At 55.4% G+C, this 26276-nt stretch carries 28 protein-coding genes and 1 tRNA gene; 11 read left to right on the top strand and 18 right to left on the bottom strand.

Features of this window, described 5'->3' with window-relative positions; genetic code table 11:
- Positions 1-21 precede the first annotated feature (21 nt).
- From murA to ACE3PP_RS11125, 10 genes are all read left to right on the top strand, one after another.
- Positions 22-1305: a UDP-N-acetylglucosamine 1-carboxyvinyltransferase gene (murA, locus tag ACE3PP_RS11170; protein WP_374382009.1), complete on the top strand. Its 1284-nt coding sequence runs from the start codon at positions 22-24 to the stop codon at positions 1303-1305.
- A 4-nt stretch (positions 1306-1309) separates the two neighbouring features.
- Positions 1310-1822, top strand: a complete 513-nt coding sequence (locus ACE3PP_RS11165) for a DUF2948 family protein (RefSeq protein ID WP_374382006.1) — start codon at positions 1310-1312, stop codon at positions 1820-1822.
- On the top strand, positions 1822-2472 hold the full coding sequence (hisG, locus tag ACE3PP_RS11160) for an ATP phosphoribosyltransferase (protein WP_374382003.1): 651 nt from the start codon (positions 1822-1824) through the stop codon (positions 2470-2472). The genes ACE3PP_RS11165 and hisG overlap by 1 nt, the downstream gene beginning before the upstream one ends.
- A gap of 11 nt (positions 2473-2483) precedes the next feature.
- A complete protein-coding gene (locus tag ACE3PP_RS11155; RefSeq protein ID WP_374382001.1) occupies positions 2484-2954 on the top strand; it encodes a UPF0262 family protein in 471 nt (156 codons plus the stop codon).
- Positions 2955-2961: 7 nt separating this feature from the next.
- Positions 2962-3408 carry an arsenate reductase ArsC gene (locus tag ACE3PP_RS11150; RefSeq protein WP_374381998.1) on the top strand — a complete coding sequence of 149 codons (447 nt, stop codon included), beginning with the start codon at positions 2962-2964 and terminating at the stop codon, positions 3406-3408.
- Between the two features lie 59 nt (positions 3409-3467).
- A complete protein-coding gene (locus ACE3PP_RS11145) occupies positions 3468-4037 on the top strand; it encodes a nucleoside triphosphate pyrophosphatase (RefSeq protein WP_374381995.1) in 570 nt (189 codons plus the stop codon).
- Between the two features lie 2 nt (positions 4038-4039).
- Positions 4040-4987 carry a ribonuclease E/G gene (locus ACE3PP_RS11140; RefSeq protein ID WP_374381992.1) on the top strand — a complete coding sequence of 316 codons (948 nt, stop codon included), beginning with the start codon at positions 4040-4042 and terminating at the stop codon, positions 4985-4987.
- Positions 4984-5145 carry a DNA gyrase inhibitor YacG gene (locus ACE3PP_RS11135; protein ID WP_374381989.1) on the top strand — a complete coding sequence of 54 codons (162 nt, stop codon included), beginning with the start codon at positions 4984-4986 and terminating at the stop codon, positions 5143-5145. The genes ACE3PP_RS11140 and ACE3PP_RS11135 overlap by 4 nt, the downstream gene beginning before the upstream one ends.
- A gap of 227 nt (positions 5146-5372) precedes the next feature.
- A tRNA-Phe gene (locus ACE3PP_RS11130) sits at positions 5373-5448 on the top strand.
- 28 nt (positions 5449-5476) lie between these two features.
- A complete protein-coding gene (locus ACE3PP_RS11125) occupies positions 5477-6682 on the top strand; it encodes a tyrosine-type recombinase/integrase (RefSeq protein WP_374381986.1) in 1206 nt (401 codons plus the stop codon).
- 155 nt (positions 6683-6837) lie between these two features.
- On the opposite strand, the gene ACE3PP_RS11120 is transcribed toward ACE3PP_RS11125, so the two are convergent.
- Positions 6838-7611 (bottom strand): hypothetical protein, encoded by a 774-nt coding sequence (locus ACE3PP_RS11120; RefSeq protein WP_374381983.1) that lies wholly within the window; start codon positions 7609-7611, stop codon positions 6838-6840.
- 202 nt (positions 7612-7813) lie between these two features.
- On the opposite strand from ACE3PP_RS11120, the gene ACE3PP_RS11115 reads away from it, so the two are divergent.
- Complete coding sequence (locus tag ACE3PP_RS11115; RefSeq protein WP_374381980.1) at positions 7814-8179, top strand: hypothetical protein; 366 nt, start codon at positions 7814-7816, stop codon at positions 8177-8179.
- Here the strand turns inward: ACE3PP_RS11115 and terL are convergent.
- The 17 genes from terL to ACE3PP_RS11030 form a co-directional block, all read right to left on the bottom strand.
- Positions 8176-9762, bottom strand: a complete 1587-nt coding sequence (gene terL, locus ACE3PP_RS11110) for a phage terminase large subunit (RefSeq protein ID WP_374381977.1) — start codon at positions 9760-9762, stop codon at positions 8176-8178. The two genes, ACE3PP_RS11115 and terL, sit on opposite strands and share 4 nt — an antisense overlap.
- Positions 9752-10207 carry a hypothetical protein gene (locus tag ACE3PP_RS11105; RefSeq protein WP_374381974.1) on the bottom strand — a complete coding sequence of 152 codons (456 nt, stop codon included), beginning with the start codon at positions 10205-10207 and terminating at the stop codon, positions 9752-9754. The genes terL and ACE3PP_RS11105 overlap by 11 nt, the downstream gene beginning before the upstream one ends.
- 141 nt (positions 10208-10348) lie before the next feature.
- Positions 10349-10600 (bottom strand): hypothetical protein, encoded by a 252-nt coding sequence (locus ACE3PP_RS11100; protein WP_374381971.1) that lies wholly within the window; start codon positions 10598-10600, stop codon positions 10349-10351.
- Entirely contained in the window at positions 10597-11343 is a 747-nt protein-coding gene (locus ACE3PP_RS11095) for a hypothetical protein (protein WP_374381968.1), read from the bottom strand. Before ACE3PP_RS11095 ends, ACE3PP_RS11100 begins: the two co-directional genes overlap by 4 nt.
- Positions 11340-11711, bottom strand: a complete 372-nt coding sequence (locus tag ACE3PP_RS11090) for a hypothetical protein (protein WP_374381965.1) — start codon at positions 11709-11711, stop codon at positions 11340-11342. Before ACE3PP_RS11090 ends, ACE3PP_RS11095 begins: the two co-directional genes overlap by 4 nt.
- Positions 11711-12106 (bottom strand): hypothetical protein, encoded by a 396-nt coding sequence (locus tag ACE3PP_RS11085; protein WP_374381962.1) that lies wholly within the window; start codon positions 12104-12106, stop codon positions 11711-11713. Before ACE3PP_RS11085 ends, ACE3PP_RS11090 begins: the two co-directional genes overlap by 1 nt.
- Positions 12107-12124: 18 nt before the next feature.
- The gene (locus ACE3PP_RS11080; RefSeq protein WP_374381960.1) at positions 12125-12874 is read right to left on the bottom strand and encodes a phage tail fiber protein; all 750 of its coding nucleotides are present in this window, start codon (positions 12872-12874) and stop codon (positions 12125-12127) included.
- A 54-nt stretch (positions 12875-12928) separates the two neighbouring features.
- Positions 12929-15409 (bottom strand): hypothetical protein, encoded by a 2481-nt coding sequence (locus ACE3PP_RS11075; RefSeq protein ID WP_374381957.1) that lies wholly within the window; start codon positions 15407-15409, stop codon positions 12929-12931.
- Positions 15410-15416: 7 nt separating this feature from the next.
- Positions 15417-17372 carry a hypothetical protein gene (locus ACE3PP_RS11070; RefSeq protein WP_374381954.1) on the bottom strand — a complete coding sequence of 652 codons (1956 nt, stop codon included), beginning with the start codon at positions 17370-17372 and terminating at the stop codon, positions 15417-15419.
- On the bottom strand, positions 17369-20035 hold the full coding sequence (locus ACE3PP_RS11065) for a hypothetical protein (protein WP_374381951.1): 2667 nt from the start codon (positions 20033-20035) through the stop codon (positions 17369-17371). The genes ACE3PP_RS11070 and ACE3PP_RS11065 overlap by 4 nt, the downstream gene beginning before the upstream one ends.
- Positions 20035-20457 carry a hypothetical protein gene (locus ACE3PP_RS11060; RefSeq protein WP_374381948.1) on the bottom strand — a complete coding sequence of 141 codons (423 nt, stop codon included), beginning with the start codon at positions 20455-20457 and terminating at the stop codon, positions 20035-20037. Before ACE3PP_RS11060 ends, ACE3PP_RS11065 begins: the two co-directional genes overlap by 1 nt.
- A gap of 6 nt (positions 20458-20463) precedes the next feature.
- Positions 20464-20913, bottom strand: a complete 450-nt coding sequence (locus tag ACE3PP_RS11055) for a hypothetical protein (RefSeq protein WP_374381945.1) — start codon at positions 20911-20913, stop codon at positions 20464-20466.
- Complete coding sequence (locus ACE3PP_RS11050; protein ID WP_374381943.1) at positions 20900-23287, bottom strand: hypothetical protein; 2388 nt, start codon at positions 23285-23287, stop codon at positions 20900-20902. Before ACE3PP_RS11050 ends, ACE3PP_RS11055 begins: the two co-directional genes overlap by 14 nt.
- A complete protein-coding gene (locus tag ACE3PP_RS11045) occupies positions 23287-23871 on the bottom strand; it encodes a hypothetical protein (RefSeq protein ID WP_374381940.1) in 585 nt (194 codons plus the stop codon). The genes ACE3PP_RS11050 and ACE3PP_RS11045 overlap by 1 nt, the downstream gene beginning before the upstream one ends.
- A 118-nt stretch (positions 23872-23989) precedes the next feature.
- Positions 23990-24400: a hypothetical protein gene (locus tag ACE3PP_RS11040; protein ID WP_374381937.1), complete on the bottom strand. Its 411-nt coding sequence runs from the start codon at positions 24398-24400 to the stop codon at positions 23990-23992.
- Between the two features lie 47 nt (positions 24401-24447).
- Positions 24448-25263, bottom strand: coding sequence for a phage capsid protein (locus tag ACE3PP_RS11035; protein WP_374381934.1), 816 nt, complete (start codon positions 25261-25263; stop codon positions 24448-24450).
- Positions 25264-25480: 217 nt separating this feature from the next.
- Positions 25481-26257, bottom strand: a complete 777-nt coding sequence (locus ACE3PP_RS11030) for a hypothetical protein (protein WP_374381931.1) — start codon at positions 26255-26257, stop codon at positions 25481-25483.
- Positions 26258-26276: the final 19 nt, after the last annotated feature.

Below are 26276 nucleotides of genomic sequence, written 5' to 3'. Positions count from 1 at the left end.
AGTCGATCGGAACCGAAACTAATGGATCGTATTCGCATTCGCGGCGGCAACGCCCTCAAGGGCCAGATCAGGATCAGCGGCGCCAAGAACGCCGCCTTGCCGCTGATGTGCACCTGCCTGCTCACCGACGACGATGTTCGTCTCGACAACGTACCGGACCTCGCCGACATCACGACGATGACCAACCTCCTGGCGCATCTCGGCGTCGAGGTGACGACGCGCCAGTCGCTCAAGGACCGCTCGGTCATCTTCTCCGCCAAGGGGCTCGCCGAGACCACGGCGCCCTATGATCTCGTGCGCAAGATGCGCGCGTCGGTGCTGGTGCTGGGGCCGCTGGTGGCGCGCCACGGCAAGGCCAAGGTGTCGCTGCCCGGCGGCTGCGCCATCGGCACACGCCCGGTCGATCTCCATATCAAGGGCCTGCAGCAATTGGGCGCCGAGATCGAACTCGATTCCGGCTACATCATCGCCAAGGCGCCGAACGGCTTGAAGGGTGGGGAAGTGGCCTTTCCCAAGGTTTCCGTGGGTGCCACGGAAAACCTGCTGATGGCGGCGACGCTCGCCAAGGGTGAGACGCACCTCATCAATGCGGCGCGCGAGCCGGAGATTTCCGATCTCGCCAATTGCCTCAACGCGATGGGCGCCAAGATCGAAGGCATCGGTACCGATCATCTGAAGATCCAGGGCGTCGACAAGCTGCACGGCTGCACCCACGCGGTGGTTGCCGACCGGATCGAGGCCGGCACTTACGCGATGGCGGCGGCGATCACGGGGGGCGAGGTGGAACTGGTGGGCCTTCACCACGACCTCATCGGCGCCGCGGCGGCAACGCTCGACCAGGCCGGCGTGTCGCTCACGGAAACGCCCAATGGAATCATGGTGAAGCGCAAGAACGGCGCCTTGAACGGCGTCGACGTCATGACGGAACCCTTTCCTGGTTTCCCGACCGATCTGCAGGCGCAGATGATGGCGCTGATGACGACGGCCGAGGGTGCCTCGATGATCACCGAGACGATCTTCGAGAACCGCTTCATGCATGTCCCCGAACTGGCGCGCATGGGTGCCTCGATCAACGTCCACGGCTCCTCCGCGATGGTGCGCGGTGTGCGGAAACTCACCGGTGCCCCGGTGATGGCAACCGACCTCCGCGCTTCGGTCTCGCTGGTTCTGGCGGGCCTCACGGCCGAGGGTGACACCTTCCTCAACCGTGTCTACCATCTGGATCGCGGCTACGAGAAATTGACGGCGAAGCTCTCGGCCTGCGGTGCCGAGATCGAGCGCCTCAGCGACGGTGCTGCGGAGTAGGGCGATGGCGAACCCGGCGGGCCATGATATGCGGCTGATGGCAAAGGATGCCGATGATCTCGGTATCATTGCCGCTTGCCTGCAGGATGCGTTGGTGCCGATCTCCGAGGTTCAGTATTTGAGCGGCGAGCAGCGCTTCATCATGCTGCTCAACCGCTTTCGCTGGGAGCGGCGGCCGGCTGGCCGGCCTGGCTCTTCTGCCGATCAGGGTGACGCCAGTTTCCACGATGCGGACGATTACCACGACACCGAACAGCGCATTCACTGCGGCTTGTGTGTCGACAAGGTGACGGCAGTTCGCAGCCGCGGCGTCGATCTGAAGCAGCGGGGCAAGTTCCTGTCTCTTCTGACGCTGCAGCAGGACGGCGACAAGCTGAACCTGTTCTTTTCGGGTGGCGGGGTTATTCAGTTGACGGTTTCGGAACTCAGCGTGTTCCTCAAGGACATGGGCGAAGGTTGGCCCACGCAGTGGCGCCCGGATCACGATCATGCGGGTGCGGGGGTCAAGGGACGCTGATGAGTGACGTGTTTGTTCTGGCGCTGCCCAAGGGGCGCATCCTCAAGGAAGTTCTGCCTGTCCTGAAGCGAGCCGGCATTGAGCCTGAGGCTGAGTTCGCGGACGAGAATTCGCGGGCCTTGCGCTTTCGTACCAATGACCCGCAGCTTGAAATCATCCGTGTGCGCAGCTTCGATGTGGCGACCTTCGTTGCCTTCGGCGCGGCGCATCTTGGCGTCGCCGGCAACGATGTGCTGCTGGAATTCGACTATCCGGAAATCTACGCGCCGGTCGATCTCAATATCGGCCATTGCCGCTTGTCGGTGGCCGAGCCCAAGGACCTGTCCGAGACGGACGATCCCAGTCGCTGGTCGCATATCCGCGTCGCCACCAAATACCCGAACGTGACCCAGGCCTATTTCGCGGCGCGCGGCGTGCAGGCCGAATGCATCAAGCTTTCGGGTGCGATGGAACTGGCGCCGACCCTGGGGCTCTGCCGTCGCATCGTCGATCTTGTATCGAGCGGTGCCACCTTGAAGGCCAACAATCTGGTCGAGATCGAGAAGATCGCCGAAGTGACCTCGCGCCTCATCGTCAACCGCACGGCGATGAAGACCTTCCCGCGCGAGATCGGCGATTATGTCGAGCGCCTGCGCCGGGCCGTGGCCTAAAGGTGGGCCCCATGAGTACGGGCCGGCTGATCCGCATCGATCTCGACGAGGAATCAACCTCGCGCCGCTCGGCCGAAGTCGAGCGAGAGCGTGCCGTTGCCATCTTCGATCTGCTTGAAGAAAACGAGTTCGTTCCGGCGATCGACCACAAGGGGCCTTATCATCTGGCCCTGTCCATCGAGGAAAACCGTCTCGTCTTCGACATCAAGGACGACCGGAACGATCCGCTCTACAAGTTCATCCTCTCGCTGTCGCCGTTCCGGCGCATCGTGAAGGAATATTTCGATATCTGCGAAAGCTACTACCAAGCCATCAAGTCAGCCTCGCCCTCGCAGATCGAAGCGATCGATATGGGGCGGCGGGGGTTGCACAATGAGGGGTCGGAAATTCTGCGTGAACGCCTCGCCGGCAAAGTCGAGGTCGACTTCAACACCGCACGTCGGCTGTTCACGCTGATCTGCGCGTTGCACGTCAAGATGTGAGGCCTGCATGGCGCAGGGCCTCCCCGGCAGCGTCCTCTTCTGTTGCACCTACAATTCCGTGCGCTCGCCGATGGCGGAGGCGATCATGAAATATCTTCACGGCAAGCAGGTCTATGTGGATTCCGTGGGGGTGCGCGCCCAGGATGTCGACGGCTTCGTCATCGCCGTGATGGACGAGATCGGCATCGACGTCACCAAGCACCGCTCGAAGACCTTTGACGACCTTGAGGACGATTCGTTCGACCTCATCATCTCCCTCTCGCCGGAGGCGCAGCACAAGGCGGTCGACATGACCCGGACGATGGCCTGTGATGTCGAGTTCTGGAACACGCTCGACCCCACCATCGTGGAAGGATCGCGCGAGGACCGGCTGGAGGCCTACCGCTCGGTCCGGGACGGGCTGATGCGGCGGATTCGGGAGCGTTTTCCGGTCACCGGGGCCCCCCAAATCTGAGATTTGGGTCGGCTCATATTCTACAATGTAGAACAAACGTCATTTTGGAAGGTTCGCTCTTGCCCCTCATTCTCGCCTCAGCCTCACCCCGGCGTCTCGATCTTTTGCAGCAGATCGGGATCGTGCCGGCCGCTGTGGACGCCCCCCATGTCGACGAGACGCCACTGCCGGCCGAGCTGCCGGCGGCCTATGCCCGGCGCATCGCGACCCTGAAGCTCGATGCCGTCGCACCGCGCCATCCGGGGGCCTTCGTGCTGGCGGCGGATACGGTGGTGGCCCTCGGCCGGCGCATCCTGCCCAAGGCCGAGGATGCGGCGACGGCGCGCAAGTGCTTGGAATTGCTGGGCGGCCGTCGGCACAAGGTGGTGGGCGGCGTCGCCATCGCCGCACCGGGTGGGCGTCGCGCGGTGCGCGTCGTGACCACCGCCGTCATCTTCAAGCGCCTCGATGAAACCGAGCTCACCCGCTATATCGAGAGCGGCGAGTGGCACGGCAAGGCCGGCGGCTATGCGATCCAGGGCCGCGCCGCCGCGTTCATTCCCGAGATCATCGGTTCCTACAGCAACGTGGTCGGCCTTTCCCTGAGCGACGCGCAGGCGATGCTGACCGGCCTTGGGCATCGGGAGTGATCATGGGCGATCAGATCTTCATCAGCATCTCACCCGACCGCACCGACTTCTTCCGTTGGAATGGGGACAATCTCGTGCAGGCGTTGCGCGAGAAGGCAGGCGAGGGAAGCCGCATCGGCGGCATCTATCTGGGGCGCGTCACGAAGGTGGAGCCGAGCCTCAATGCGGCCTTCGTCGAGATCGGCCTCGATAAGCCAGGGTTGCTGCCGCTGAAGAGGCAGGGCGTGCGACTGAGCGAGGGGGATGCGCTGATCGTTCAGGTGCGGCGCGATGCACATGATGAGAAGGGCGTGCGCCTGACGGCTAGTATCAAGACGACGGTCGAGGTAAAGGCACAAGGGAAGCAGCCGCCGGCCTTGCTGGTGGCGCCGCCGACGCTGTGGCAAAGGGGGCTCGAGGCGTTGGAAGTGGTCGACAGCATCACCTGCGACCGCCGCGTCGACGTGCCGATCATCGAAGCCTGGTGCGCGCGCGTGCGGCCGGCCTTTGCAGGGAAGATTGCCTTCGTGACCGAGCGCGACTGGATACCTTCGCGCGCCGACATCAAGGATGCCATCGCCGAGGGGCTCGACGAGGTGGTGCCGCTGCCGGGCGGCGGCGAATTGCTGATCGAGCCGGTGCGGACGCTGACGGCGATCGACGTCAATTCCGCGGGCGCCAACCAGGAGAAGGGGATCGAGCGCACGGCGCTATCCGTCAATATCGCCGCGGCGCGCGAGGTGCCGCGACAACTGGCGCTGCGCAATCTGGGCGGCACGATCGTCATCGATTTCATCGATCTTGAAAACCGCAACAAGCGGGAACAGGTATTGGAGGCGCTGCGCGAGGCGGCTGGCATCGACCCGGCAATCGAATGGGTCGGCAACATGTCGCGCCTGGGACTCGTCGAAATCTCGCGCCGGCGCAACGGCCCGACCCTCGCTGAAATGTGGCGTGGAGAGCTTTCATGAGCAAATGTCCGATCTGCGGCAACCCGAGCGAACCGGCCTACCGGCCCTTCTGTTCGGCCCGGTGCAAGAAAGTCGATCTCAATCGCTGGCTGAGCGGTGTCTACAAGATTCCCGCCGCCGCCACGCCACCGGATGAGGATGAGAAGTCAAGCGATTGATCTGACGTCGCTTTTTTCGTCATTTTGCGGCTGGACAAGCGCCTGCAAAGCCATTAAATATCCGCCCGTTCCGCACGGGGCCCAGATAGCTCAGTTGGTAGAGCATGTGACTGAAAATGCACTACTCACCAGCGAAAGCCCTGTGATCTCAAGCGGTTAGTGCTGCGTTTACGCGTAGCACAATACCAACATATCATGTCACAGCGAATCGTCGCTGATCGAGACGTGCCCAGATAGCTCAGTTGGTAGAGCATATGACTGAAAATCATAGTGTCGCTGGTTCGATTCCGGCTCTGGGCACCACTCGATTCCCCTCTGATCGGGTGACGCAATGTCAGATGAAAACGAACAAATAGCCGAAGGTCTGTATCTCTATCGCAGACCCGACTCCCCTGTATGGCAAGCGCGTATCAAAGGCCCCGATGGTTGGGGCCGTTTTTCTACCGGCGAGACAGACAAGGCGAAAGCTAAGACTGCTGCCATCAAACGCATGGGCAAAGTCGAAGGCTTGGGAGAAGCAGGGAAGTCGCTCAAGACGCCACGCTTCAAAGCTGTTGCTCAACTCTATATCGAACAACTCGACGCACTAGAGAAAGCGGGAAGCAAGAAAGCGATCCACGGACACTACCGCATGTTTCTGCGCAAGTGGATCACCCCATTCTTTGGAGAGAAGCGTATCGACAAGATCGATCATGAAACGATGCTTGAATGGGAAGCGTGGCGCCTCAAAGAGAACGACGGAAAGAAGCACAGCAAGTCTACCGTCAACGCGTTCAATGTCGTCCTGCGCGAAGTGTTCGCGATTGCTCGACGCAAGAAGTGGATCAACGTTGATCAGATACCCGAGCTAAAGAACAACGGACGCAAAACAGAAGCGCGCGATTGGTTCGAAGGTGAAGAAAAGAAGCAGCTAATGACCGCGCTGCAAAGCTACATGAACACTGGTCATACTTCCAAGACAAAGGCTATGCGGACGCTACTGTACTATTATGTCCGTATCATGCTCGCGTCTGGCGTTCGCCCTGGTGCAGAGATTGAGGGCTTGCAATGGCAGCATGTTGATTTGCGCGCTAAGTCAGTTAGCGGAAAGCCATACGTCAAGCTGACGATCACGAAAGGCAAAACGAAGAAAGTCCGCGAGGTCGTCGCGCGCATTGATGCGAAGGTCTTTGAGGAGATAGCAAAGTTCACAGGTCACACGAAAAAGGCTGACTACGTTTTCACTCTGCCTGACGGAGAACGTCCGCACCGCTGGTCGGACTGTTTTCATGATCTTCTGGTCATCGCAAATTTGAAGTTCGACAACACAGGGAATGCGCGCACTCTCTATTCGTTGCGGCACACGTATTGTACCGAAAGCTTGATCGCTGAAACTGCGGTCGAGGACGTTGCCGCCAACATGGGAACGTCCATTAAGATGATTTCGGACTTCTATTCGAAGCTGAAAGCGACACACAAAGCTGATCAGCTAATGCGGACGAAGCCAGAGGAACTGGCGGATCGTATGACAGTATCAACATTAGACGAGTGGATGTAGCGATCCACTGGATTGGCATTAAAACGCCATCCTACGGGGCTATTCGGAAACCACGCAACAAACGACCTGAATAGCCGTGTAGGATCAAGCAGCTACAATGCACAAAAAAGCGCTCAAAGTGGAATCTTTGAGCGTTTCTTTTTGTCGATATCAAACTACAGCCGCATTTGTCCATAATCGTTGACGCTGCGTATCCCTTCTTCTGAATCGCGCTCGTCACAAAACTCCTCGAAGGTGAGGGGATAGCGCTTCGCCTCTGGTGTCTTGTTGCGCTCGCGGTATTGTTTGCGCCGCAGCTTCTTATGCTCTTTGTCTTTGCGCTTCTGATCTCTTGTGTCGGCGCGCCCTTCGGCTTTCCAGTTTGCGTCAGCTAGCGCTTCAATATTCGATACGACGCGGACTGCCTGTGTGCGGTCTTGGATTTGACACAGCATCATGTCGAGCCATTCAAGATCGTCTTGCCCTAGACCTGGCATCCCAGGTTCAACATAGATTTCAGCGAGGCACTTTGTCCGCGTTTCGTCGCTGGCGTCTTTCGCTTTGCGCTTTGCTTTGAGCGATCGGACTGTTGCGTCCTGGCATATGATCTTCGCCTTGAGCGCAGCTTTGAACGTCTCATCGTCCATGCAAGCGACTTCGTACAGCGCTGTCCAGCTGACCGGCAGCGTAGCGGGGGCTGTCTGACGCAAGCGCTTGATGTTGGCATTGCGGCCGACGGTGCAGAACATAGAGAACTTCGGCACTGACCAGCCGAGGTCTTTCTGTATGAAGCGCTCTAGCTTCTTATGTGGCTGTCCGTTGAGCGAATACTGATCATAGATCGCAACGATCCTGTCGCAGCATTCGAGGACGGCAACGGTGGACTTCCCCAGCAGGGAACGAATCTCGTCAGCCGTTTCGCGGTCCAAGTGGATCTTGTTTTCGGTCATCTGTCCTCGGGTAGTAGGTGAAAGATGACCGTCTATAGAATACACAAAGCGCAGGCTTGCAACAGATGTTTGTAAACTTCTTTGTCGTGGAATTTCAATGCCTTGCCGGGAGCGTATTTCGCTTCAAACGTCTAAAGCGATGCGGGTTGACGAGCCGGTCTGTCTTGGGAGATATTGCGGGAACGAACCGGGAACACGAGCGATGCGCTACCCCTTCTTTCGATGCCGAGTAAGCGACCTGGACGAAGGGGATATTGTGAATGTCACCTGTCGTCGCTGCGGTCATTCGGGGACGCTCACGCGAGCGCAGTTGTTGAGCAAAGTGCGGTCACAGAAGTTGAAGATGAATTCGATTACGGCGGACACGTTCATAAAGAACCTGGGTCGCAATCTGACGTGCTGGCCGTGCGCCAAAGAGGGCGTCTTTCACGATGACTATGAAATCAGCATCACGCCAATCAACCCGCCACCCGAGAACCCGGACGTGATCAGGTTGAAGAACACACAGCTTGAACGGATGAAAGGGGAGAGCGACGCAAAGTTTCTGCGCCGCATCCGCAATGCTTAGTACTTCTTCTTCCAACGAGCGGGGACATACTTGTTGATGACGCCATGCTTAGGGACGCTGTTGATCATTGGACGATCTTTCGCGTCCTTCGTTGCTGATCCCTTCATCAAGTGAAGCTGTGCGACTGCACCAGCTACGGCGTCGATAACGTCGTCATGACGCAAGTTAGGGAAGTTCTGGAACTGTGATCGCAGCTTTGGTTCATTCTTCCATAGAGCATCGCTGACCCAGAAGTTGCCCGAGCGGATCAATGGTTCAAGGGTATCTGCAACGAATTCGTTCTTTGACTTCGTTGGACCACGCAACGCCTCTTTGACGAATAGACGTGCCTTGACCTTCTTCGCTACGCTGCTGACGTTGTGGTACAGGGTAGGGTGTGCGTTGCGTTCAACATAGACGCGACCGACGCCCCAGGTGATGCAGGACTCAACGACCTCTTGCACCTGAATTTCATACGCATGTTCCGCCGTGACAGCGGACAGGATTTGAACGTGCAACAGATAGACGTTGTTGTTCCAATCGAGCGCAGCAATAGCCAATACGCTATCATCACGGCCTTTGAGCCCCGAGGCAGGATCGTAGTAGGCCACGATCTCGCGTAGCGCTGTGTTGCCTAGTAGGAAGCTCCAACGTGAGTAGTAGTTGTCCGATAATGGATCTTCGACGGCGCGGAGTTCCAGGTCGAAGAACCGGATCATGTCGATTTGCAAAACAGAGTCTTCGATATCCGAAGGCACCAAAAAGAACTGGGACATGAACATAGCCTTCGTCATGCCCGCCTCTTTACGCTTCAACCAAGCTTCGTCTTGTAGCTCACCATTGATCGGCACATCGGGGTTAGCCATGTTGCCGAACTCGTCTTTCGCCGGAATCTTTAGCTCGTGATAAAAATTCTCCGTCTCGTGGAGACGTGAATAGATCGACTCTTTCGTATGAGGGGTGCCGACATACAGGTGTTGCGGTGAGAGCGATAGGAAGGACTGGACCTTTTCCCAGACTTCCTCACGTTTCAATTCAGTTCGGCTGTTCTCTAGAATCTCCACGTCATCGCACAACAGCATGTCGGAGTGCATGCCGGTTGATGCGGACGTGACAGCGGTAATGGTGACGGATGGTGCAAGTGACTCTGTCGTGCGATTGACGCTGAAACTTGTTTTCTTCCAGTGGTCAGGGTCACTAGGCTTCAAGTGCTGTACGATAGGGAAGTGTTCAACAATCTTTCGGATGTACGCAGCATTCCGCCCTGCAATCAGTTCGGTTGCAGAGACGATGATAACTGTCCAGTCGGGGTCACAAAACAGACGCCATACGACATAGAGCGCCGTAATGTGAGACTTGGCGCTGTGTCGATATGCTTGCAAGATGCGAAGTGGTTCGCGGTCGTCGCTACTCTGTAGCCACTCCGCCATCGCGATCTGTGGCTTGCTGGTGCCCCAGCCTTGAAACATGTGATAGTAGCAGACGAACTCTTTGAACGACGCGCGACATTCCTCTTGAACTGATTCAATGAAATCCTGATCGGAGCAAAGAAGAATGAAATCGTCCCTAAGCTGCTGCGCTTCGAGCGATAGCTTATTCTTCATTGTCCTTCTTGCCGTTGCGTGCGATCAATTCGGCTAGCGCTTCTTCCTCTTTCGCCGTGAACTTCTGACGTGCCAATGCAACACGCTCGGCTGCTAGCTCTTTCTCTGCGACGGTGTTTGATCCAGCTGGGTGAACAGCGCCGCTGGCAAACTGTGCGAGGTGCTTCAGCAAGGGGCTAAATGATGTGGCGGTATTGATGCGAGCGCGTTTGTCCTTGTCGGTTAGCTCGTCATCATTCGCTGCGTCGATTGCAGCGCGCACTAGCTTACGTGACGCAAGCAAAGCTTCACCCCAGAACTCAAGCGCTTGGTCGCGCATTGGGTCCATGAACTGGCTATCGACTCTGTTGGGTCTTGGGTTGATTGCTTGGCGCTTTCCTGGCTGGCCTTCTTTGGCTTTGTTCGCGGCAGCTACGCGCTTCGCGATCTCGTCTTGATCTGACATGGTTCTCCGTCGTGGTCGTGTGTCTAGTATTTATCGGAAGCGATGGTATGAACTGGTGGATGTAAAGCGTATTCGACGCGAACGACTGCCCACGCCAACAGCGTCACCAAAGCAATGATTGCGAATAGGCGAGGTGAGCGCTTAACCAACATTGCCTGTGCCTCGTGAGAAGTACGCTTTGACGACTTCAAAGAAGCTGCGAAGGCCGACGCCACATGCCATTGCGACAAGAGCTAGCGTCACGTCGATTAGATGCAACGGCGCTTCAATGGGAAGATCAATGCCAAGGATGCCCATCAAGTATGGGAACACCATCAAGCCCCAGATGCCTATGAAGTTCCAAATCAGTAGGCCCACACAAAGAGCGCTCATCTTCTTGCGTTCTTCGGTCATGCTAATAGGTTCACACATATTTCCCAGTTGGCGGCGGTTATGGTCGTTTCGACGCCAGTGGTTTTGTGATTGATGATGGGAGCGTTTCCAATGCGAACGTCAACCGCTCCTGGACGCCATCTGTAGCAAGAGCGAAAGTTGCTTGCTCCTGTTCCCTGTGAATTCGAATCAAATTGGACAGCTTCTCCCGGTTTGTATCCAGCATCAGCGATCTTATTGAATAGCGTTGTTGTGAAGAAAGCAGGTGCTCTATCACAAGGGCTTGTGAAGCTATAGTTCGCGTTCAATGCAAGCTGTCTCTTGTGTGTGACATACTTCTTTACAGGGCGTCCATGAAAGCCACGCAGCAAATTGCTTTGCAGTCCAACCGCGTTGACGAATACGCGGAAACCTGTGCTTGCCGAAGAGTCTCCTGAAGTGCCGTCCATGAACAAAGTCATCAAGTAGGTGCCTTGACGAATAACGATGTTCTGACTGCAATCTTCAATTTGATATCCAAGCCCCTCAGAACCACCGTTGCCGCTATGCTGTCCTGCGACATACATCAAGTCGCCAGTTACCAATCCAGAACCAGCGCCAGTTGGCAAAATGCGCCATACGATCTGCACCAAGCATGGGCCCATGAAAGGATTAGCCCACTTTCGGGCGGTGCCGGCACTAGCGAAATATGAAGGGTCAAGTGTTACAGCAACAAGGTCAGTCGTATTCTCGGCCCAACCTGATCCGAAGAGTCCATTGTTCATTTGATCACCAATAGAGCGACTTCCCAATTGGCGGGAGTGAGAGCAATTGAAGAATTGGCCCCCGAATTGCGCGAACGAAATACACCTGTCGATCCCATGCACAGTTCAATTGCATATGGGCGAAGCACCAACTGGCATCCATCACCGATACCCGCATAACGTGGCAACTCTTGAATGACCATTCCGGGTGTATAGTGCGCTTGTGCGATTTTGCAGCGATAGAGTTGCCGAGCCATCGTTGGAAGGTCCTCATACGGATGCGGGATGATGTAGCGTGTTGCTGCTGCGAACCTCGTCATTGGCATCCACGGCGATTGATAGAAGCCTGTTTGGTTCTGTGCTGGCACGCCATAGATGCCATTGTTCATTAGAAGTCTGCGCCGTCCGCTGTGATGTGGAAGCCTTGAGCGATTGTTGTTGAAGCACGCAATGACCAGCCGGTTGGTAGGATCAATCCACCTTCAAAGTATACGAAGCCCGCACCGTCAGTTCCCCAAGGGGCAACCGTTGTTGAAGCCGTGATAGCTGATTGAAGGACAGAACGAACCAAACGATAGTTGGTGCCATCGTGTAGCCACAAGTTGACGATACCTGCTGCTGTTGTACCTGTTGCGCAAACGCGGACACGTTCAATACGTGATCCAGAAGCGCCAGCCGTGAAGATCGTTGCTACGTTGGTTGGTGCAGAGAACGAAGTTTCTGCGGTAGAGATTGTGCCTTGACCCTGTCGTGGTGTTGCGGCGAATACTGGTTTTGTTGCCATTGTTCCTTCTGTTGTTGCTTAGATGTAGTTGGCCCATGCAAAGACGGGATCGGACCCGACGCCTGCTGTTGCGAGCGCAAGGGCGGTGATTGCTTTGGTGTTGTCGGTTTCGCCCGATACGTCGGTATCGGTCGCAAGCTGGACCAAGCCCTTCTGGCTGGTCGAAGCGGATAGAGCGCCAAGGTTGCTTGGCGTGATGACTAGCGTTGTGGATGCGAGCGCTTGTGTCTCTGCGTCGGTCGCTAGCTCGACTAAGCCCTTAAGGGTCGTGGTCGCGTCAACAATGGCACCAGCTGCGGTGATGCTGCGGTTGACGAGGGCGGTCCCTGATCCGTTCCAAGACAAGTATGTGTCTGGGGTAGGGAGAGGGAGAGTCGTTGAAGCGGATAGCGGGAAAGCTTCATTGAATTGAAGCAAGCGCGTGTTGTCATTGATTAGCTGCTGGATGACAGCCCATAGCTTGTCAAACTCGGCATTGAGCGTTGCAGCTTTCAATGCGCCGAACTGGCTGTAATCAGCGCTACGTTCTGGGGCAACGTCGCGAACGATGACGACTGACGCGCCGTTAGCTGGCGCGACAAGGAACGTGATAATCGTTGTGTCGCTACCGACACCCGACACGCTGTAATGCGTGGTCAGCGTTTGCAACACGCCGTTGACATAGACCTTTACGTCAGCAGCGGCGAACACTTCGCAAGGTAGCGTGAACGCTGTCTGTGCGCCTGTGCCGACAAGTTCAACACGCGGTGAGAAGTTCGAAATGGACAAAAAGAAATACCCTCAATCTGGATTGACTGAAGGTATTTATGGGACGGGTGTTCTCTAGAACGGGGAGCGGGTAGGGGACGTTGCCCCTGGTCTCCACCAGTAGTCGCTTCCCATCTGACGTGTGAACTTGATTTGGGCTTTGCGCTTCTTTTCGTACTCGTGTGGAGCTAGCGTGTCCTCAAGCGGTCCCCATAGGTAATGATCCAAGATCGGACGCAAAGCGACGTGACGCGCACCGACTAGGGCGCTTGCATTCTTCATTGTCTCAATTGCGCCTTCGCCCAGGTTCTCGATTGCCTTGTCAAAGTCACCCTTGAAGCCGTCAATGACTGAATCGAAGAACGGGGATAGCGACTTCTTTGCAATGCCTGCCGCTGGCATCAAGTCAGCTAGACCTTTCTCTTGCCCTGTCTCTTGATACGCGCTATCGACACCAAAGATGTAAGGAGCAACAACGTCACCCAAGACAGGCAGCGACCCGCCGGACACCATTGCTGTGATCCAGAAACGGGGATCGTCCATAGGCAACGGATCTTTACCCGCTTGATACTGTCTGACTTGCATGATCAGCGCACCGAACAATGCGCCGAAGCCAAGGAACGCTAGACCAGCTTTGACGCGTGTCGAGACAGGCAAGCGCTTGTTGCCGATGGTCATGTCCCAGACGTTCAAATAGCTGCCTGCTAGGAACGTCTTGAACTGCTTTAGCTGTCCATAGAGCAAATCAGGTACAGTGCCTTTGCGCGTGGGAACGCGAGCGAAGAATGCCTTTGTGCGAATGTCGGGGGAGACAACGGCCAGCTCGGTATCCCAAATCAGACGACGCTGTAGCTTTGCAGCGACGTTAGGTGCCAATGCGCGAACTGCGCTTATGTCCACAATGTCAGCAGCGATCAGGCCATTGCGTTGCGCTGGCTTCGTCTTGGTGATGATCGTATCCCATTCGAACGCGTCAATGCCGATATCTTCATAGTAGGCTTTGCGAACTGGTGACAGCTTGTCCCATGCGGTACCCAAGTCATCGGCAATGCGCATAGCTGATACGTCAGCAGCCGCTAGCTTGCCTGCGTTGGTGAACGCTGTCAGACCTTGCTTCTCCATGATCGCATTGACTGACGTATCAAGCCATCCGTTGGCCGCGTCTAGTGGATCGTCAATGAAGCGCATGCTTGCGTGAGTGCCGGACAGCAGCGTATCGACAACGATGCCGTATTCGATGGCAGCGCGTGCGCCGTCCTCGGTGTTCCACATATGCTCGACAAATGCCTGCAACGTGCGGAACACGCTCGTATCGGTGACAATCGCTTTCATGACCTGGGTCTTGAAGTCAGACAGCGCCGAAACGATTGTGTTGTTCAACAGCATGCCCGTGGTGGACTTGCGAATGATCTGGTCAATCTTGTACACGCGATCGGAGACGATAGCGTTTCCGCGACCTAGCGTGATGTTGTGATAGTGTTCAATGTCGGCCTTGATCTTGTCTGCTTTCGCTTTCGTGCCTAGACGCTTGCCGACTGACGCAACGATAGCGTCTTTGGCGTAGTCGGGGTTAGGGCCTAGCAGTTGCATGACCGAGATATCGGAAGCGAAGTTGTCACGATACGACAGGAACGCCGCGACGATATCTTGCGTGCCGTACTTCTTTGAGACGTGTAGCCATCCTTCTGGGGTGTAGTGAATTGAGCGGTTCATGGCGCGCTTGTTCATCAATGACCCGACACCGGAACCCCCTGGCTGATCCCACTTGTTCAAGCCCTGTGTTGCAATCGTTTCATGTGCTGCTTTCAACAGTTCGCGGATATCCTCTTCCATCAACTGTGCGCCAGTCTCGGGATGCACAAACTTGCTGCGGTCAATGATTGAGACGCCTTCTGGTGTTTGGCGCATTAGCTCGTTGGCGAAGTCGTCAGCCGTCAACTTTGCAATACGGGTATGGTCATAACGCTGTGGAAGGAACCATCCATCGATTTCGGGAATGTCAGCACCAGCGGCACGCGCTTTCTTGTTCAAAGCGTCGAGTGCGGCTTTCATTTCCTTTGCAATCTGCTTTGCGTCTTTGTTGCCTGTGTTGATGCCGAACGCTTCCTTGAAAATGTCATCGTTCCATTTCTTGTCGAGACCGACGCCAAGACGGAAGAAGCGACCACGAATGGACGCCATCGTGCCAAGCATCTGGTTATTTTCGGCAATGATCTGGCGAGCGTTGGACGAGATATCATTGAAGTGACGGGAAGACCCTGGACGCCAAATCGATAGCGCGGCCTCGGTCAAAGCCTTTTGGTCATCTTGTGCGACAGAGTCGAGACGTTCGATTGCAGACTGAATAGCCGAGTAGCGCAGATAGTCGCGACGATCTTTCAGCATCTTTGCCGACTTGGCCTCTGCTGTCGCTTCGATCATCGCAAGGCGTACCTTCATGCCCTCTGGCACGTCGGTATTCTTCGCCAGCTTGCGTAGCTTTCTATCGACCGACTTCTGTAGTTCCTCGCGAAGTGCCCTTCCCTTCTCGGTGGCATTGAAACAATTTGGTGTCATTCGTTCCTTAAGCGCCCAACAAGCAAGCCTCGATGACCTCTAGCGCCTCGGACTCTTCGCGAGACAGTTTGAAGTCATCAAGCATTGCATCGCGCAATTCTTGGGGTAGGGACTCGTTCTTCAACATGGCGTCGAGACTTAGGCGACCGTCACGTTCAACAAGCTTGTCCAGTTCATTTGTATTTAGGGAACGCTCGCGTTGGGCAATGATCGCGTCAGACTCGTTACGTGTTGTCTGTGCCGCTGCGTCTAGCGCTTCTTCACTCTCAGGTGACGTTGTGCGCTGCGCTGCTGTCTCGGCGCGAAGATCAGCAACACGTTGCGCTGACTCGGCCTTTGCTGCGGTCAAGGCTTCGATCACGTCAGCCTTGTTGAATGCTGTTCCCTTGATGTTGTCTGGATGCTCGCGCGCGGTTGCAAAGACACCTTCAGCTTGCGTCAATGCCTGCTGTTCTGTCTCTGGTAGCTTTGCGCGGATCGCTTCTGCCTGTGCGGTCAGCTTCGCAATCTCGTCAGCTGGTGCATTGCGTGCTGTCGCTTCAAGAATGGCCTGTTGCAGCCCAAGCACTTTGTAAGCCGCTGGGGTCATCCCCTCTGGAAGTCCCTTGCGCAACAAAGTTGCTTTGACCTCTGGAAACGCGTCGAGGTCAGCTAGCGTGAAGTCGTTAGATCCTGCGCGCAATATTGTTGCGTCTAGCTGTAGGTCGCCCAGTTGAGCGGCCCCGAGACGAGCAAGAGAAGGGGTGCCGTCAGACTGTAGGGCAGACGCTGTTCTCCCAAGCGCTGACAGGTAGGGGCGCATTAGCTGGGGGTTGCTGCGGATATGCTCTGGAAGGGCCTGTAGCGCCCCGTAAGCGTCTCTGACGGCTGATAGCTCGCCCATCTCTCTAGCGCTCAAAGTCAGCTTGTCAGGGTCAAGCGATCGGAGAGCGTCGAATAGCTCATCGTCAGTGCGGGTAGCTGTCAGACGCTGGAACGTCTCGGCGAGGTGGGTAGCCTGGTCCGGCGTCAATGCTCTTGCACGCTCTAGAGCGGCGGCACGTTCGGCAGGGGCTAGACCCTCTAGCAGTGACCCACGGGCTTTGTTGACCCCGCGAATGGCTGCACCGGCACCTTTGCCCAGCAGATAACCCAATGGGCCTAAGACAGCGCCTGTCGCTGCGGCTGATCCGACGTTGCTGTACCAGCGGTCGTCAATCTCTTGTTCGCTCAATCCGCGGGCGCGGTACCATGTCTCCATTTGCTTTTCGACGCCCATCTGTGACGCAGCACCCACGCCGCCTTCAATTGCAGATAGCGCGAGCAAGCGAACTGCTAGATTGGCAGCGATTGCTTCGGCTGCGATAGGTGCTGTGATGACAGCGCCAGCGATGTTCAATGGTTCGCGGACAGCAGTCTTTGCGCCATAGTACAAATCAATGTCCCACGAGCGATCACGAATGCGAGCGGCGTAGTCATTGGCCTTTGCTTCGGCTTCATTCGCCTTCTTGATGTTCTCGGCAACGATCTGGTCTGTTGTTCTCAGTCCGTTGTCGTCATGAGGCTTCCCGGTCTGACTGTTCAAGACAGCTTGGTTCCAAGCAGCCTCTTGTTCGATGATTTGCGCTGCTTGCTTCTTTTTGTCCGCAAGGATTTGCTCGTCAGTGCGGGTGTCACCACGAGCGGCACGACCAGGAAGACGAGAGACAATGAAGTCCTCAGTCAGTGGTTGATTGTCATTCAAGGTGCGATACTTGGCAGCAGCATAGGGCAACGTCCCTGGCGCAAACTCAAAGCCCATCGCTCCTAGTTGCTTTGCTTGCGTGTCGATAATGTCGCGGCCCGCCTGTTCGGCTGACCATGACTGATTTGCAAGATCGGCTGCATTGCTCATTGCATCGCTGTACTGATCGCGAGTAGGGGCAATGCGCCCATCAATCACGCTGTCATATGCTTGCTGTGTATCGGTCGCGAGTCTGATCATTCCTTCGTCACTGCTTTCTTACCCATCGCAAAGTAGGTGCTGGCCTTCGTGCCGTAGCCGTCGCTACCGTTGACACCATTCTTGAACGCGAGCGCTCCCTTTGGACCCAATAGGTGAGCTACAGCTAGGTAGCCCGCTGCATCGCTTGGATCTGTATCGGCGGTGATGACGCCAAGGTCATGCAATGCGTCAATGTTGCGGCGCGTGTAATCGGTGTATGCCTTCTCTTGAAGATCAGGCGCTTTCAAGAATGCCTGCTGTCCACCGGCGATTGTCCAATTTGACGCGTCAGCTAGAATTTGCTTGTTGTTCTTGCCCGCATTCTTCGCGGCTGCATACTTCTTTGGATCGATCAAGCCAACGTCAGCTAGCGCTTGTGCGCCGAACTGGTACTTACCCGAGTAGCCGAAGCTGTTGACGGCTGTGTAGTCGTTGCCGCTTTCACGTTGACCGATTGCGGTGCGGAATGGGTTATCTTGCGCGCGGGCTAAGTCCTCTGGCTTCATTGCTTCCTGTCGTGGTGGGTTCTTGATCTTGTCATAGTCAAAGACGAATGGACGGCCTGTGCCTGCGTCTCGCAAGATCAGGTCATTGTCTGCGCCCATATCGATTTCGTCTTGGCTGCGTGGCATGGCGATGTAGTATTTGTTTGGTCCGACATAGACCAGCTTGCCGCGCTCGAATACGTCTTGCGCGTCGATATCGGTTCCATACTGGCCCATCATATCGCGTGGGAGCGTGCCATTGCTGGACATGCTCTTGAGCAAGTTAGCGGCTGCGGTAGGGTCAGCAGACAAATTGTCTAGAATCGTCTCGTGCTGATCTGGCGTCATCCCAGCTTCGAACGGGATGAACTTCTGACCATTCATTGTTGGTAGCTCGGCAACACCGAATAGACGCGCGGTCGCTTTCTCGACGTAGCTGTCATTGATATCAGCCGTTGTGACGCGACCGGCGCGAACGTCGCTTGCGATCAGATTGGTGACTGCATCGGCAACGGGCTTCACGGTGGCACCCGTCTTGTCGAGTGGGAATAGACCCTGCACAGCAACGGTCGTGTATGCCTTTGCGTTGGTCCAGTCCTCGCCCTTGTACAAGTCGGGCATGTTCTTTTGCGCGTCGGCACCTTCAACAATGGCGTCGGCAATGTCGTGACGGCCATTCTCGACGGCGGACATGACAACGGCCAGCTCGGCATTCTTGGGAGCGATTGCAGACACGACGCGATTCAATTCGTCTGGCGGTGTCTGTTCAACAATGGCGCTGATCATTGCCTTGCGGGAAACAAGATCGCCAGCTTCCCACGTCTGCTTATATTGATTCAGTTCCGCTTGGGTATAGAAATTGGTATCAGCGCCATAGAGTGCGCGTGTACGCTCGACCTGTAGCGCTCGCGTGTCTGGGTCCAATAGGCGACCTGTCGCGTCGATTTGCTCGTCAGGCGTCGTGTCGTTTGCCATGCCATACGCAAGCATGTCGTCTTGCTTCTGTGCTGCCTCTAGCTCGCCACGCTTCTTAGCAAGCGCCTCTTTGGCTGCGACAAGGGCAGGGGTGTAACCACCAGCTGCGTTCGCTGCGGCGTCGATTGCTGCCTGTGTGTCGGTCATCGAATCGAGACCCATCGTCTTGTATAGCTCGACATTGCCGCGCACGCCTTCCTGCGCTGCTAGCTTCTGTGCCTTGTCGATTAGATCAATGTCACCGGAGTCAACGGCACGCTGAATCAATGCCTCTGTGTTCTGTGGTTGATTGCCTGACTTGCTAACGTCTAGCGCTGCATCGATCTCGCGGCCCAGCACCTTGTTGCGCGCGGTCGTGTTGGCGTCTTCTTTGCGACTGAATACGGCGATACCCTGCAATGCTTTCTGACGATCTTCAAAGGATACGCCTTCCCATTCGCCTGTTCCGTTCAAGATGGCGCTTTCAACACTGCCCTTATCGGTCGCGTTCTTATAGGCATGGATCGCGTTGCTCTGGATCGTCGCAGCCTTCCATGCGTCCTGTGTCGATAGCTTGAACGCGTTGGACATTTCTGCGCTGTCCATGCTGTCTTGCAAAGCACCCATAGCGGCCTGTGTCTCTGGGCTGACCATTCCGTCACGTTCTACTTCGATCTGGATACGGCCCGCGATCTCGCTTGCCTTTTGTGCAAGGGTGAACTGCTGATCTTCGCGCCCCTTCTGGATGACGTTCTGATCAATGCGCGACTTTGCGCCTAGAGATAGATCGTCAGCAGCCAAGAAGATATCGGCGCTGTGTTCCGCTGGAAGGCCCGTTAGGTATTCTTCCTTGTATGCGTCGAATGCCTTTGTGAAGCCTTCAGGGTCATACTGGTACTTCGTCTCTAGCTCGATGGTCTTTGCTTTCAAGCCTGCTTGTTTCTTGAGTGAGAACGCAGCTTCGGCACCCTTCTGGAAACCCTTGGCAGAGAAACTGTCAAAGAAGCCGTCAGCATCTTTTGTGACAAGCGTCTTGTCGCCGGCTGCTACCTGTGCGTTCTGGCCTTCGATGACGCCAGCGTCGTATTCTTCCTTCTGTTGCTTCTGGCGCAATGCTTGGCCGAGCTGGACAATGGGAGAGAAATCGATAGCTGTTGGCGCTTCAACGATTGGCTGTGATGTTGCTTGAAAGTCGTTAGGTGTGTACTGGCGAATTGTTGCCATCAGTCTTCCCATTCCTGTTGAGCGACGGAGCTACCCAAGTCGAATAGGGAGCTAACCGCCATGTTGGTTCCGCTGCGTTTGGTGTTCTTCGCCTGTAGCTTCGATGTTCTGACGCTGCGGTCTGTGTTGTAATTGTCCATGAAGGACTCGCGCGCGAATGCGCTTGCTGTGTCTGCTGACACGTCGCTTGGTGTGCCGACTGAATTGTCAACACCAGATGCGGAGTAGCGAGACAGGTTGTCTGCTAGCAATGCTTTCATGCGACGGCTGCGGTCATCTTCGCGGAGAACGGCTGCGGCTTCTTCGGCCTTCGCGTCCTCTTTTATCTGCGCAGCTTGATAGTTCGCGTTTCTGATTGACTGTGTTGCCTGTAGCGCTGTGCCTGCTACTTGAATGGCTGTGGAAACATATGCGTTGCACAAGATGCGTTATCCTTTGAACTGTAGAATGTGAAAGAGAGTGTCAGGCGTCACGAAATCAAAGCCGCTGTACTCGAAGCCCAGACGCTCTAGCCATCGTATATTGTCGTCTGCCCCAACCCAGACAAATACGATCAAATCCTTGTCGGCGTATTCGTCTGCTGCGTCTTGCAAGAATTGACGAGCAACACGCGTGAACACTGTTCCCGTTTCAATCAGGCGATCGGTGGCATAGAACCACACGCTGACATGCTCGGTGAATTCATGGGTACCAAACATCGCAACGGGATCGTTGTCGATCTTCAATGCGTAGCTCGTCTTTGTGCAGCACTCGGGCAAGCGATCAGTGGTGAAGCCAGAATAGCGCGCCTCTAGCACGTCACCTTGCCGCAATCTCTTGAAGATATTTAGAGCATCGTGGAATTCCAGCGGCACTATCGAAAGGTCACTTTGCGCCACGGGGAACCTTACAGAAAATGGTCATACCCACGATGCAACAGGAGACGGGCTGATCAACAACCAATTGAACAACGGGTGACGATTGATGACCGTCACCAATGTTGTTAATCTTGACTTCCTTTTGTCCAGTGAACGATGAAAGAGGGCTGTCAAGAAGCTCAGTGGCGAAGTTACGAAACGATTGAGCGTAGTTGTTGACGGTAAGCATAAAGGCTCGGCTAACTTCAATAACCGCTTTCTTCAATGCGATCTTGCTGCCTTTCAAGACGCCTCGATACACCTCAACGGCAAGAGGCAGCGTCAATGCGTAGCTCGTGTAGCCAACACCTACTGCCACATCCACGACAGACGTTTCAGTGAAGAATGTTCCTGTGTTGCTAACGATTTCCTCGGCAAGTACGACACCGTCGCCGATGATTTGAATTTGCTCGCCAGCAAGAGCGGATAGTCCCATCCATGCCTGGGCGCCGCCTGGAACGCTCCCTAAGAAGAAGCAGTCCATGAATACCTGTTCCTCGGTCATAGCGCAGAGGTAGTATTTGACGTTGCCCATGATCGTGATCTTGATGACCGCGTACAGCGTTGGAATCGGTCCATAAGCTGTAATGTGTGTTGTCTCTGCGACTGACACAGCAATGAACTTGCCATCGCTACCCGCGACGAAACGGGACCAGCCAAGCACTTCGTTCTTGTCGTCAATCGTCGCAACAGCAATGTCGCCCGATTGACGTGGAATGAAGAGCAGATTGGACTGCGTGTCGCTGTAGTTCTTCAACAACGTCATACCAGTTGGCTTGTCTTCCTGTTTGAACAAGTGATGCGCGGTCAGCGTCAAGCTGTCTGCAAGGTACTGGTCGCGAGCGAAGCTGTAGGAGAAGCTACGCGTTGTCTTTGCCGATCGGTCGATGAATACAAGCGACCCATCCACTTCCTCAATTGGGATGTTCTGAAGGATACCGTTCGCTGTTTGCTTCAAGATGTTGACGTTTAGCGGACTGATCGCTTCGCCGTTGCCTGACATTTCGTATTCGCCGGATGACGTGAAGATTGCGACACCGTTACGAGACGAGCGCATATCGCGGATGATGATGTTTTGATCCGACGCAATCTTGAATGAGAAGCCGTCAGTGGCAACAATATCCTTCGTCAGAGGCGAAGGACCAGCGGAGTAGCCAAAGTCATTGATACCGCCATCTTTGGACCCAAACACAACGGCTGCTTCGTCGCGGGTGCCACCGAACACAAGACGGTTCGCAAGGAACGTCACCGAGCGGGGGTAGCCTTTGTGTTCACCGAATGCCTGCTCTTTCCAAGCTGGGTCTGCGTTAGTGCTTGATAGCGCTGTGCCGCCGTTGGTCGAGTTCGCGACAAGACCCAAGTTAAAGATGGCGTCTTGAACGTCCATCGCTGATCCATTTGTGCAACGGACGCGGAAGCGCTGCGCTGCGGTATGGTACGGAACGTCGATATAGGTCCACTGACCAGCTGTAAGGGTGGCTGCTGGGACTGTGCCAACGACAGTAGGGGTAGAGAACGTGTCATCTGTGCCAGTCTCAAAGCTGAAAGCATAGGTGCCTGTCGTGTTCATTTTGAGCGCGACAACACGAGTCATCTTCGCGGACCCGTAGTTGTAGCCAATCCAGCCCGAAGCGCCACCAAGGCAGATTGTGCCAGCGTTTGCGTCGAACGCGTTTGCTGCTGTACCTGCGCTCGCTAGGGCAGTGCCGCCTGTAGCGTCTTGCTTTGGTGACGTGATCTGGCTTGTGCCACCATTGACGGTGACAATGACGTTTGACGTGAAGTGACCAGCCGTCCAGTAGCCTACTGTCCCCGATAGAGTAATGGTGATGTTGCCGCCAGCCGTGACAGCGCTAGGCGTCAAAGTCTGTGTCGTGTTGAAACGAAATTGTGGAAGGGTCGTGAAGCTATACGGCGTCACTGTCCAATTCAAAGCGCTACCACGAATCTGGATCAGCTGGACTGGGACGTCTTTGTGAACAGCGATCAATGAGTCACCCGATTGAGCGAAACGAAGCGATGCGACTTGTGAAGCTGTCCAAGGTGTGACGACTGTTGCCTGTAGCGCCTTGTTGAGGAACACTTTCATCTTCAAATCGGTGAACACAAGTTCAAGCTGTTGCACGTTCTGGAAATCAAACATCGTCAAGCGAACGTCGCCCGTTGGCATATCGCTTGTCAGGTCAGCGACGAATTCGAAGCCCTTGCGGCGTAGTAGGGGACCTTGTGGAAGGGGAATGAAGTTCTCACAGATTTGCAGCCCTTTGCCAAACTTGCCCGTGTCGGTGCGCCCGTACATGTATGGGCCAAGCTCGCCAGCATCGAAGCTGACGCTTTGAACAGGGACGATTGGCATTAGCGGCTACCTCTATGGGCAGCAAGCCAAGGCGAGTTCGCACCCTGGATCAGAACGAATGGTGGGTTGTTGCGCCCATCTTCTAGCTTCGCGATCTTTGACGTTCTGTCCGCGTGACCGAGCGCGACGGCTAGAACATTCTCGTCACCGCTGATTGGATTGGCCCAATGGACCGCTAGGAAGTAAATGAATGCGAGTTCAAGCCAAGCAGGGAAGTCGCCTTCGCTTAGGTTCTTGCGGTACTTCGCAACAACGGTGTCGCTGTTGCATAGAATCTTTCCGCCTTCGGATGCGTAGTCGAGTGAGCGCCCGTTAGCGTCAACGATATCGATGTATGAAAGCCACTCTGGTGGCGGCAGAAACTGGTAGCTCCAAAGCTTGTTGTCTGGTGCTGCGACTTCGCGCGATAGCTGCCAAAAGCCGACGACACAGTTCCAATTGCTTGACGACAGGAACGTCTTTTTGAGTGTGTCATACGTGGCTTCGGCAACGGCGGCTTCTCGTGATCCGTCTGTGTAGCTCTGGACGGCGTTGCCATCGATGGCCAACATCGCGGCCGAAATGATCTGGAATTGAGTTGACATGATCCTCAGTGGTTACGGGTTCTGAGGAGTATTTATCGAAAGGGGATGCCCAAGCTGCCGGAACGCAAAAGCCCCGCGCGATGGCGGGGCTTGCTTGTTTTAGGCGTCTAAAACGGACTTAGGTGTTTGCGTCTTGCATGTACTCAACCACGAAGGTGTAAGTCTTGCCGCTTACGCTCGCACCCGCGATTGTAGCAATCAACTTGCCCGCTGCCGTGTAACGGTAGCCTAGACCCGCTGAAATGACGCCTGCGGTTTGTGCCGTTGCGACGTTCGGTAGGAACGTACCATCTGACGCTGTTGATACAGCGCTCATGTAACGTGTTGCTGATCCCGCGTCACCAAGGGACAACGTCGAGGATGCGGTACCCTTTACAAGGACCTTAATGTCAACGATGACGGTGTTGCGTGGTAGAGATAGAACTTCGATGGTATCGGAAGCCGATGCCGTCACGTCGAATGTGATGACTTCTGTCTTAGTGACGCCACCCTTAAAGTTGTCTCTGCGGTTTGCTGTAATGTTTGCCATGTTTGGAATATCTCTCTTTCGAAATTGCCTATTGGAAGCCGCCCCGATTAATCGGTGACGGCTGCCTTGACTACGCCCGTTACGTCGATGACGGCGAACGATGCTTGTACGGTTGCGGTGAAGTACCACCCGTTGGTTTCAACGGAGCGCTCAACCTTGATGTTGAATTCGCTGGAGTAGTGGATGCCGAAGGCTTCCTTCTTCCAGAACCAGCAAGTGCGCTGACCAGCAGATGGAACTGCTAGACGTGTGGACTTGATCATGCGATCAAAGCCTGCGATGCCTTCTAGCTGACCAGTCTTAACTGCGTTGTTGGCGTAGTTGAAGCTGTTGACAGCCGTTGTGTCGGCAAGAATGTCCTTGAATGCGCCAGGGCTCAAAAGAGCGAAGCGGCCCATTGTTGGAACGTCGTTCAAGTCAAGGGCGTTCATTGTTTCAAGAGCGCCGTTGTAGTTGAACACGTTTGCCGTAGGCAGGGTGATTGTCGCTGCGGACGAAGCTTCTAGCGCTGCGATGAACTTGTCATCGAACTTCTGCCAGACGGCGATTGCAGCCATCTTGCTTAGGTCGTTGCGGTAGTCGAAGCTGGTCTGTGCCTTGTCCAAGTCGTCAATTGCGTGACGGCTGTAGATAGACGTGACGGTCGCTGGGACTGTCGTTGCGTCTGCTGCGGTGATCGTCAAAGGCTGGTGACGAGATGGGTTCTCGTTAGCGCTTTGCTGTGTAAACTTGTTCCAGTTGTAGGTACGAGCTGGATCGTTGACGACGCGTGCGGCGTCCTTCAACTTTGATTCTGTCTGGGTGAACGCAATGTGGGCTTCTTTGCTCCACTTCTGTTCAAAAATTGCATCAATCTGTGCCATTGTTGTTTCCTCGTTGGGTTGAAAAGTTGATCGACCGGACGAGGTGTCGTTTGGCTGGGGCTGACGTTGCGGCTCTTGCGAGGTGTCGCTAATCAGCCGCGCGTTGCGGCTCGTTTATTGGTTCGTGCTGATATTTAGACCGCGACAGTTTTTGAGATTGTGGACAGCAAGAAGGGCGCTCGAAGGCGCCCTTGTGCATTGTGGAATGGATCTGACGTTAGCGACGTTTGATCGCTTCTAGCTGACGCAATAGAGCATCGGCCTTTGCCTGTGCTGCTCCGTACTGTGGGTGCGTCTTGCGCTGATATGCGTCTGACGCCATTAGGGCGTCTAGCTGCTTGTCGAGTTCAAGACTATCTTCGGACAAGTTCTCTGCTTGGCCGCCGTTGATCGCTGTGACGCCTTTCTTCTGACGGTACAGGTCGCGGAGTAGGGACATACCCTCAACAGTCTGGTTGAGCGGCTTGTTGAACAGATTAGGGTTCAAGTTCGCTTTCGCCCATTTGGCGATCTCGACGCGCTCGGCGTCTGCGTTCTCACCCCATTGGGTCTTTAGGGTCGCTTTCATGGTCGCTGCCTCGGCGTCAGTGATGCCGATCTTGTAGGTTTCAACCATGTGCTTCTGATTGGCAGCAACCCAAGGCGCAAAGAACTTCGTCAGTAGGGTTTCAAATCCCTTCTGGGATAAGCCAGCTTCCTTGAATATTGTCTGATAGCCAGCGACTTCCTCAGCATCAACTTCCCCTTCAAAGGCAAAGCCAGCGTCGGTGAACGTCTTAGCAATGTCCCCGTAGTTCTCTGGGACAGCTTCAAACAAACCGCGCTCAATGGCCTTCTCGCGCAAAACATCGTCCGCGATCTCTTTGGCAGAGTGAACCTTGAACAGGTCGTTGTATGCCTTTTCAAGCGCTTCTGGCGAATTATACTTGCCGTTGACATAGGTCTTGCCTGCTTCTGTGGTGGTCGTTGTCGTGGTATCGGCAACGTCATCCATCAAGTTCGCGCTGGTCGTC

Origin of the sequence: Dongia sp., from assembly GCF_041910485.1 — a bacterium.
GTDB lineage: Bacteria > Pseudomonadota > Alphaproteobacteria > Dongiales > Dongiaceae > Dongia.
Note: the sequence above shows the minus strand (reverse complement) of the source record. Positions and strands in the feature narration are given on the sequence as shown.

Excerpts from the sequence above, each read along its gene's own strand:
- ACE3PP_RS11165 (WP_374382006.1), top strand. The coding sequence starts at position 1,310 with ATGGCGAACCCGGCGGGCCATGATATGCGGCTGATGGCAAAGGATGCC.
- ACE3PP_RS11155 (WP_374382001.1), top strand. The coding sequence starts at position 2,484 with ATGAGTACGGGCCGGCTGATCCGCATCGATCTCGACGAGGAATCAACC.
- ACE3PP_RS11115 (WP_374381980.1), top strand. The coding sequence starts at position 7,814 with ATGCGCTACCCCTTCTTTCGATGCCGAGTAAGCGACCTGGACGAAGGG.
- terL (WP_374381977.1), bottom strand. The coding sequence starts at position 9,762 with ATGAAGAATAAGCTATCGCTCGAAGCGCAGCAGCTTAGGGACGATTTC.
- ACE3PP_RS11040 (WP_374381937.1), bottom strand. The coding sequence starts at position 24,400 with ATGGCAAACATTACAGCAAACCGCAGAGACAACTTTAAGGGTGGCGTC.
- ACE3PP_RS11105 (WP_374381974.1), bottom strand. The coding sequence starts at position 10,207 with ATGTCAGATCAAGACGAGATCGCGAAGCGCGTAGCTGCCGCGAACAAA.
- ACE3PP_RS11100 (WP_374381971.1), bottom strand. The coding sequence starts at position 10,600 with ATGACCGAAGAACGCAAGAAGATGAGCGCTCTTTGTGTGGGCCTACTG.
- ACE3PP_RS11045 (WP_374381940.1), bottom strand. The coding sequence starts at position 23,871 with ATGTCAACTCAATTCCAGATCATTTCGGCCGCGATGTTGGCCATCGAT.
- ACE3PP_RS11075 (WP_374381957.1), bottom strand. The coding sequence starts at position 15,409 with ATGACACCAAATTGTTTCAATGCCACCGAGAAGGGAAGGGCACTTCGC.
- ACE3PP_RS11035 (WP_374381934.1), bottom strand. The coding sequence starts at position 25,263 with ATGGCACAGATTGATGCAATTTTTGAACAGAAGTGGAGCAAAGAAGCC.
- ACE3PP_RS11150 (WP_374381998.1), top strand. The coding sequence starts at position 2,962 with ATGGCGCAGGGCCTCCCCGGCAGCGTCCTCTTCTGTTGCACCTACAAT.
- ACE3PP_RS11090 (WP_374381965.1), bottom strand. The coding sequence starts at position 11,711 with ATGAACAATGGCATCTATGGCGTGCCAGCACAGAACCAAACAGGCTTC.
- ACE3PP_RS11135 (WP_374381989.1), top strand. The coding sequence starts at position 4,984 with ATGAGCAAATGTCCGATCTGCGGCAACCCGAGCGAACCGGCCTACCGG.
- ACE3PP_RS11095 (WP_374381968.1), bottom strand. The coding sequence starts at position 11,343 with ATGAACAATGGACTCTTCGGATCAGGTTGGGCCGAGAATACGACTGAC.
- ACE3PP_RS11085 (WP_374381962.1), bottom strand. The coding sequence starts at position 12,106 with ATGGCAACAAAACCAGTATTCGCCGCAACACCACGACAGGGTCAAGGC.
- ACE3PP_RS11065 (WP_374381951.1), bottom strand. The coding sequence starts at position 20,035 with ATGGCAACAATTCGCCAGTACACACCTAACGACTTTCAAGCAACATCA.
- ACE3PP_RS11050 (WP_374381943.1), bottom strand. The coding sequence starts at position 23,287 with ATGCCAATCGTCCCTGTTCAAAGCGTCAGCTTCGATGCTGGCGAGCTT.
- ACE3PP_RS11120 (WP_374381983.1), bottom strand. The coding sequence starts at position 7,611 with ATGACCGAAAACAAGATCCACTTGGACCGCGAAACGGCTGACGAGATT.
- ACE3PP_RS11030 (WP_374381931.1), bottom strand. The coding sequence starts at position 26,257 with ATGGATGACGTTGCCGATACCACGACAACGACCACCACAGAAGCAGGC.
- ACE3PP_RS11125 (WP_374381986.1), top strand. The coding sequence starts at position 5,477 with ATGTCAGATGAAAACGAACAAATAGCCGAAGGTCTGTATCTCTATCGC.
- murA (WP_374382009.1), top strand. The coding sequence starts at position 22 with ATGGATCGTATTCGCATTCGCGGCGGCAACGCCCTCAAGGGCCAGATC.
- hisG (WP_374382003.1), top strand. The coding sequence starts at position 1,822 with ATGAGTGACGTGTTTGTTCTGGCGCTGCCCAAGGGGCGCATCCTCAAG.
- ACE3PP_RS11140 (WP_374381992.1), top strand. The coding sequence starts at position 4,040 with ATGGGCGATCAGATCTTCATCAGCATCTCACCCGACCGCACCGACTTC.
- ACE3PP_RS11070 (WP_374381954.1), bottom strand. The coding sequence starts at position 17,372 with ATGATCAGACTCGCGACCGATACACAGCAAGCATATGACAGCGTGATT.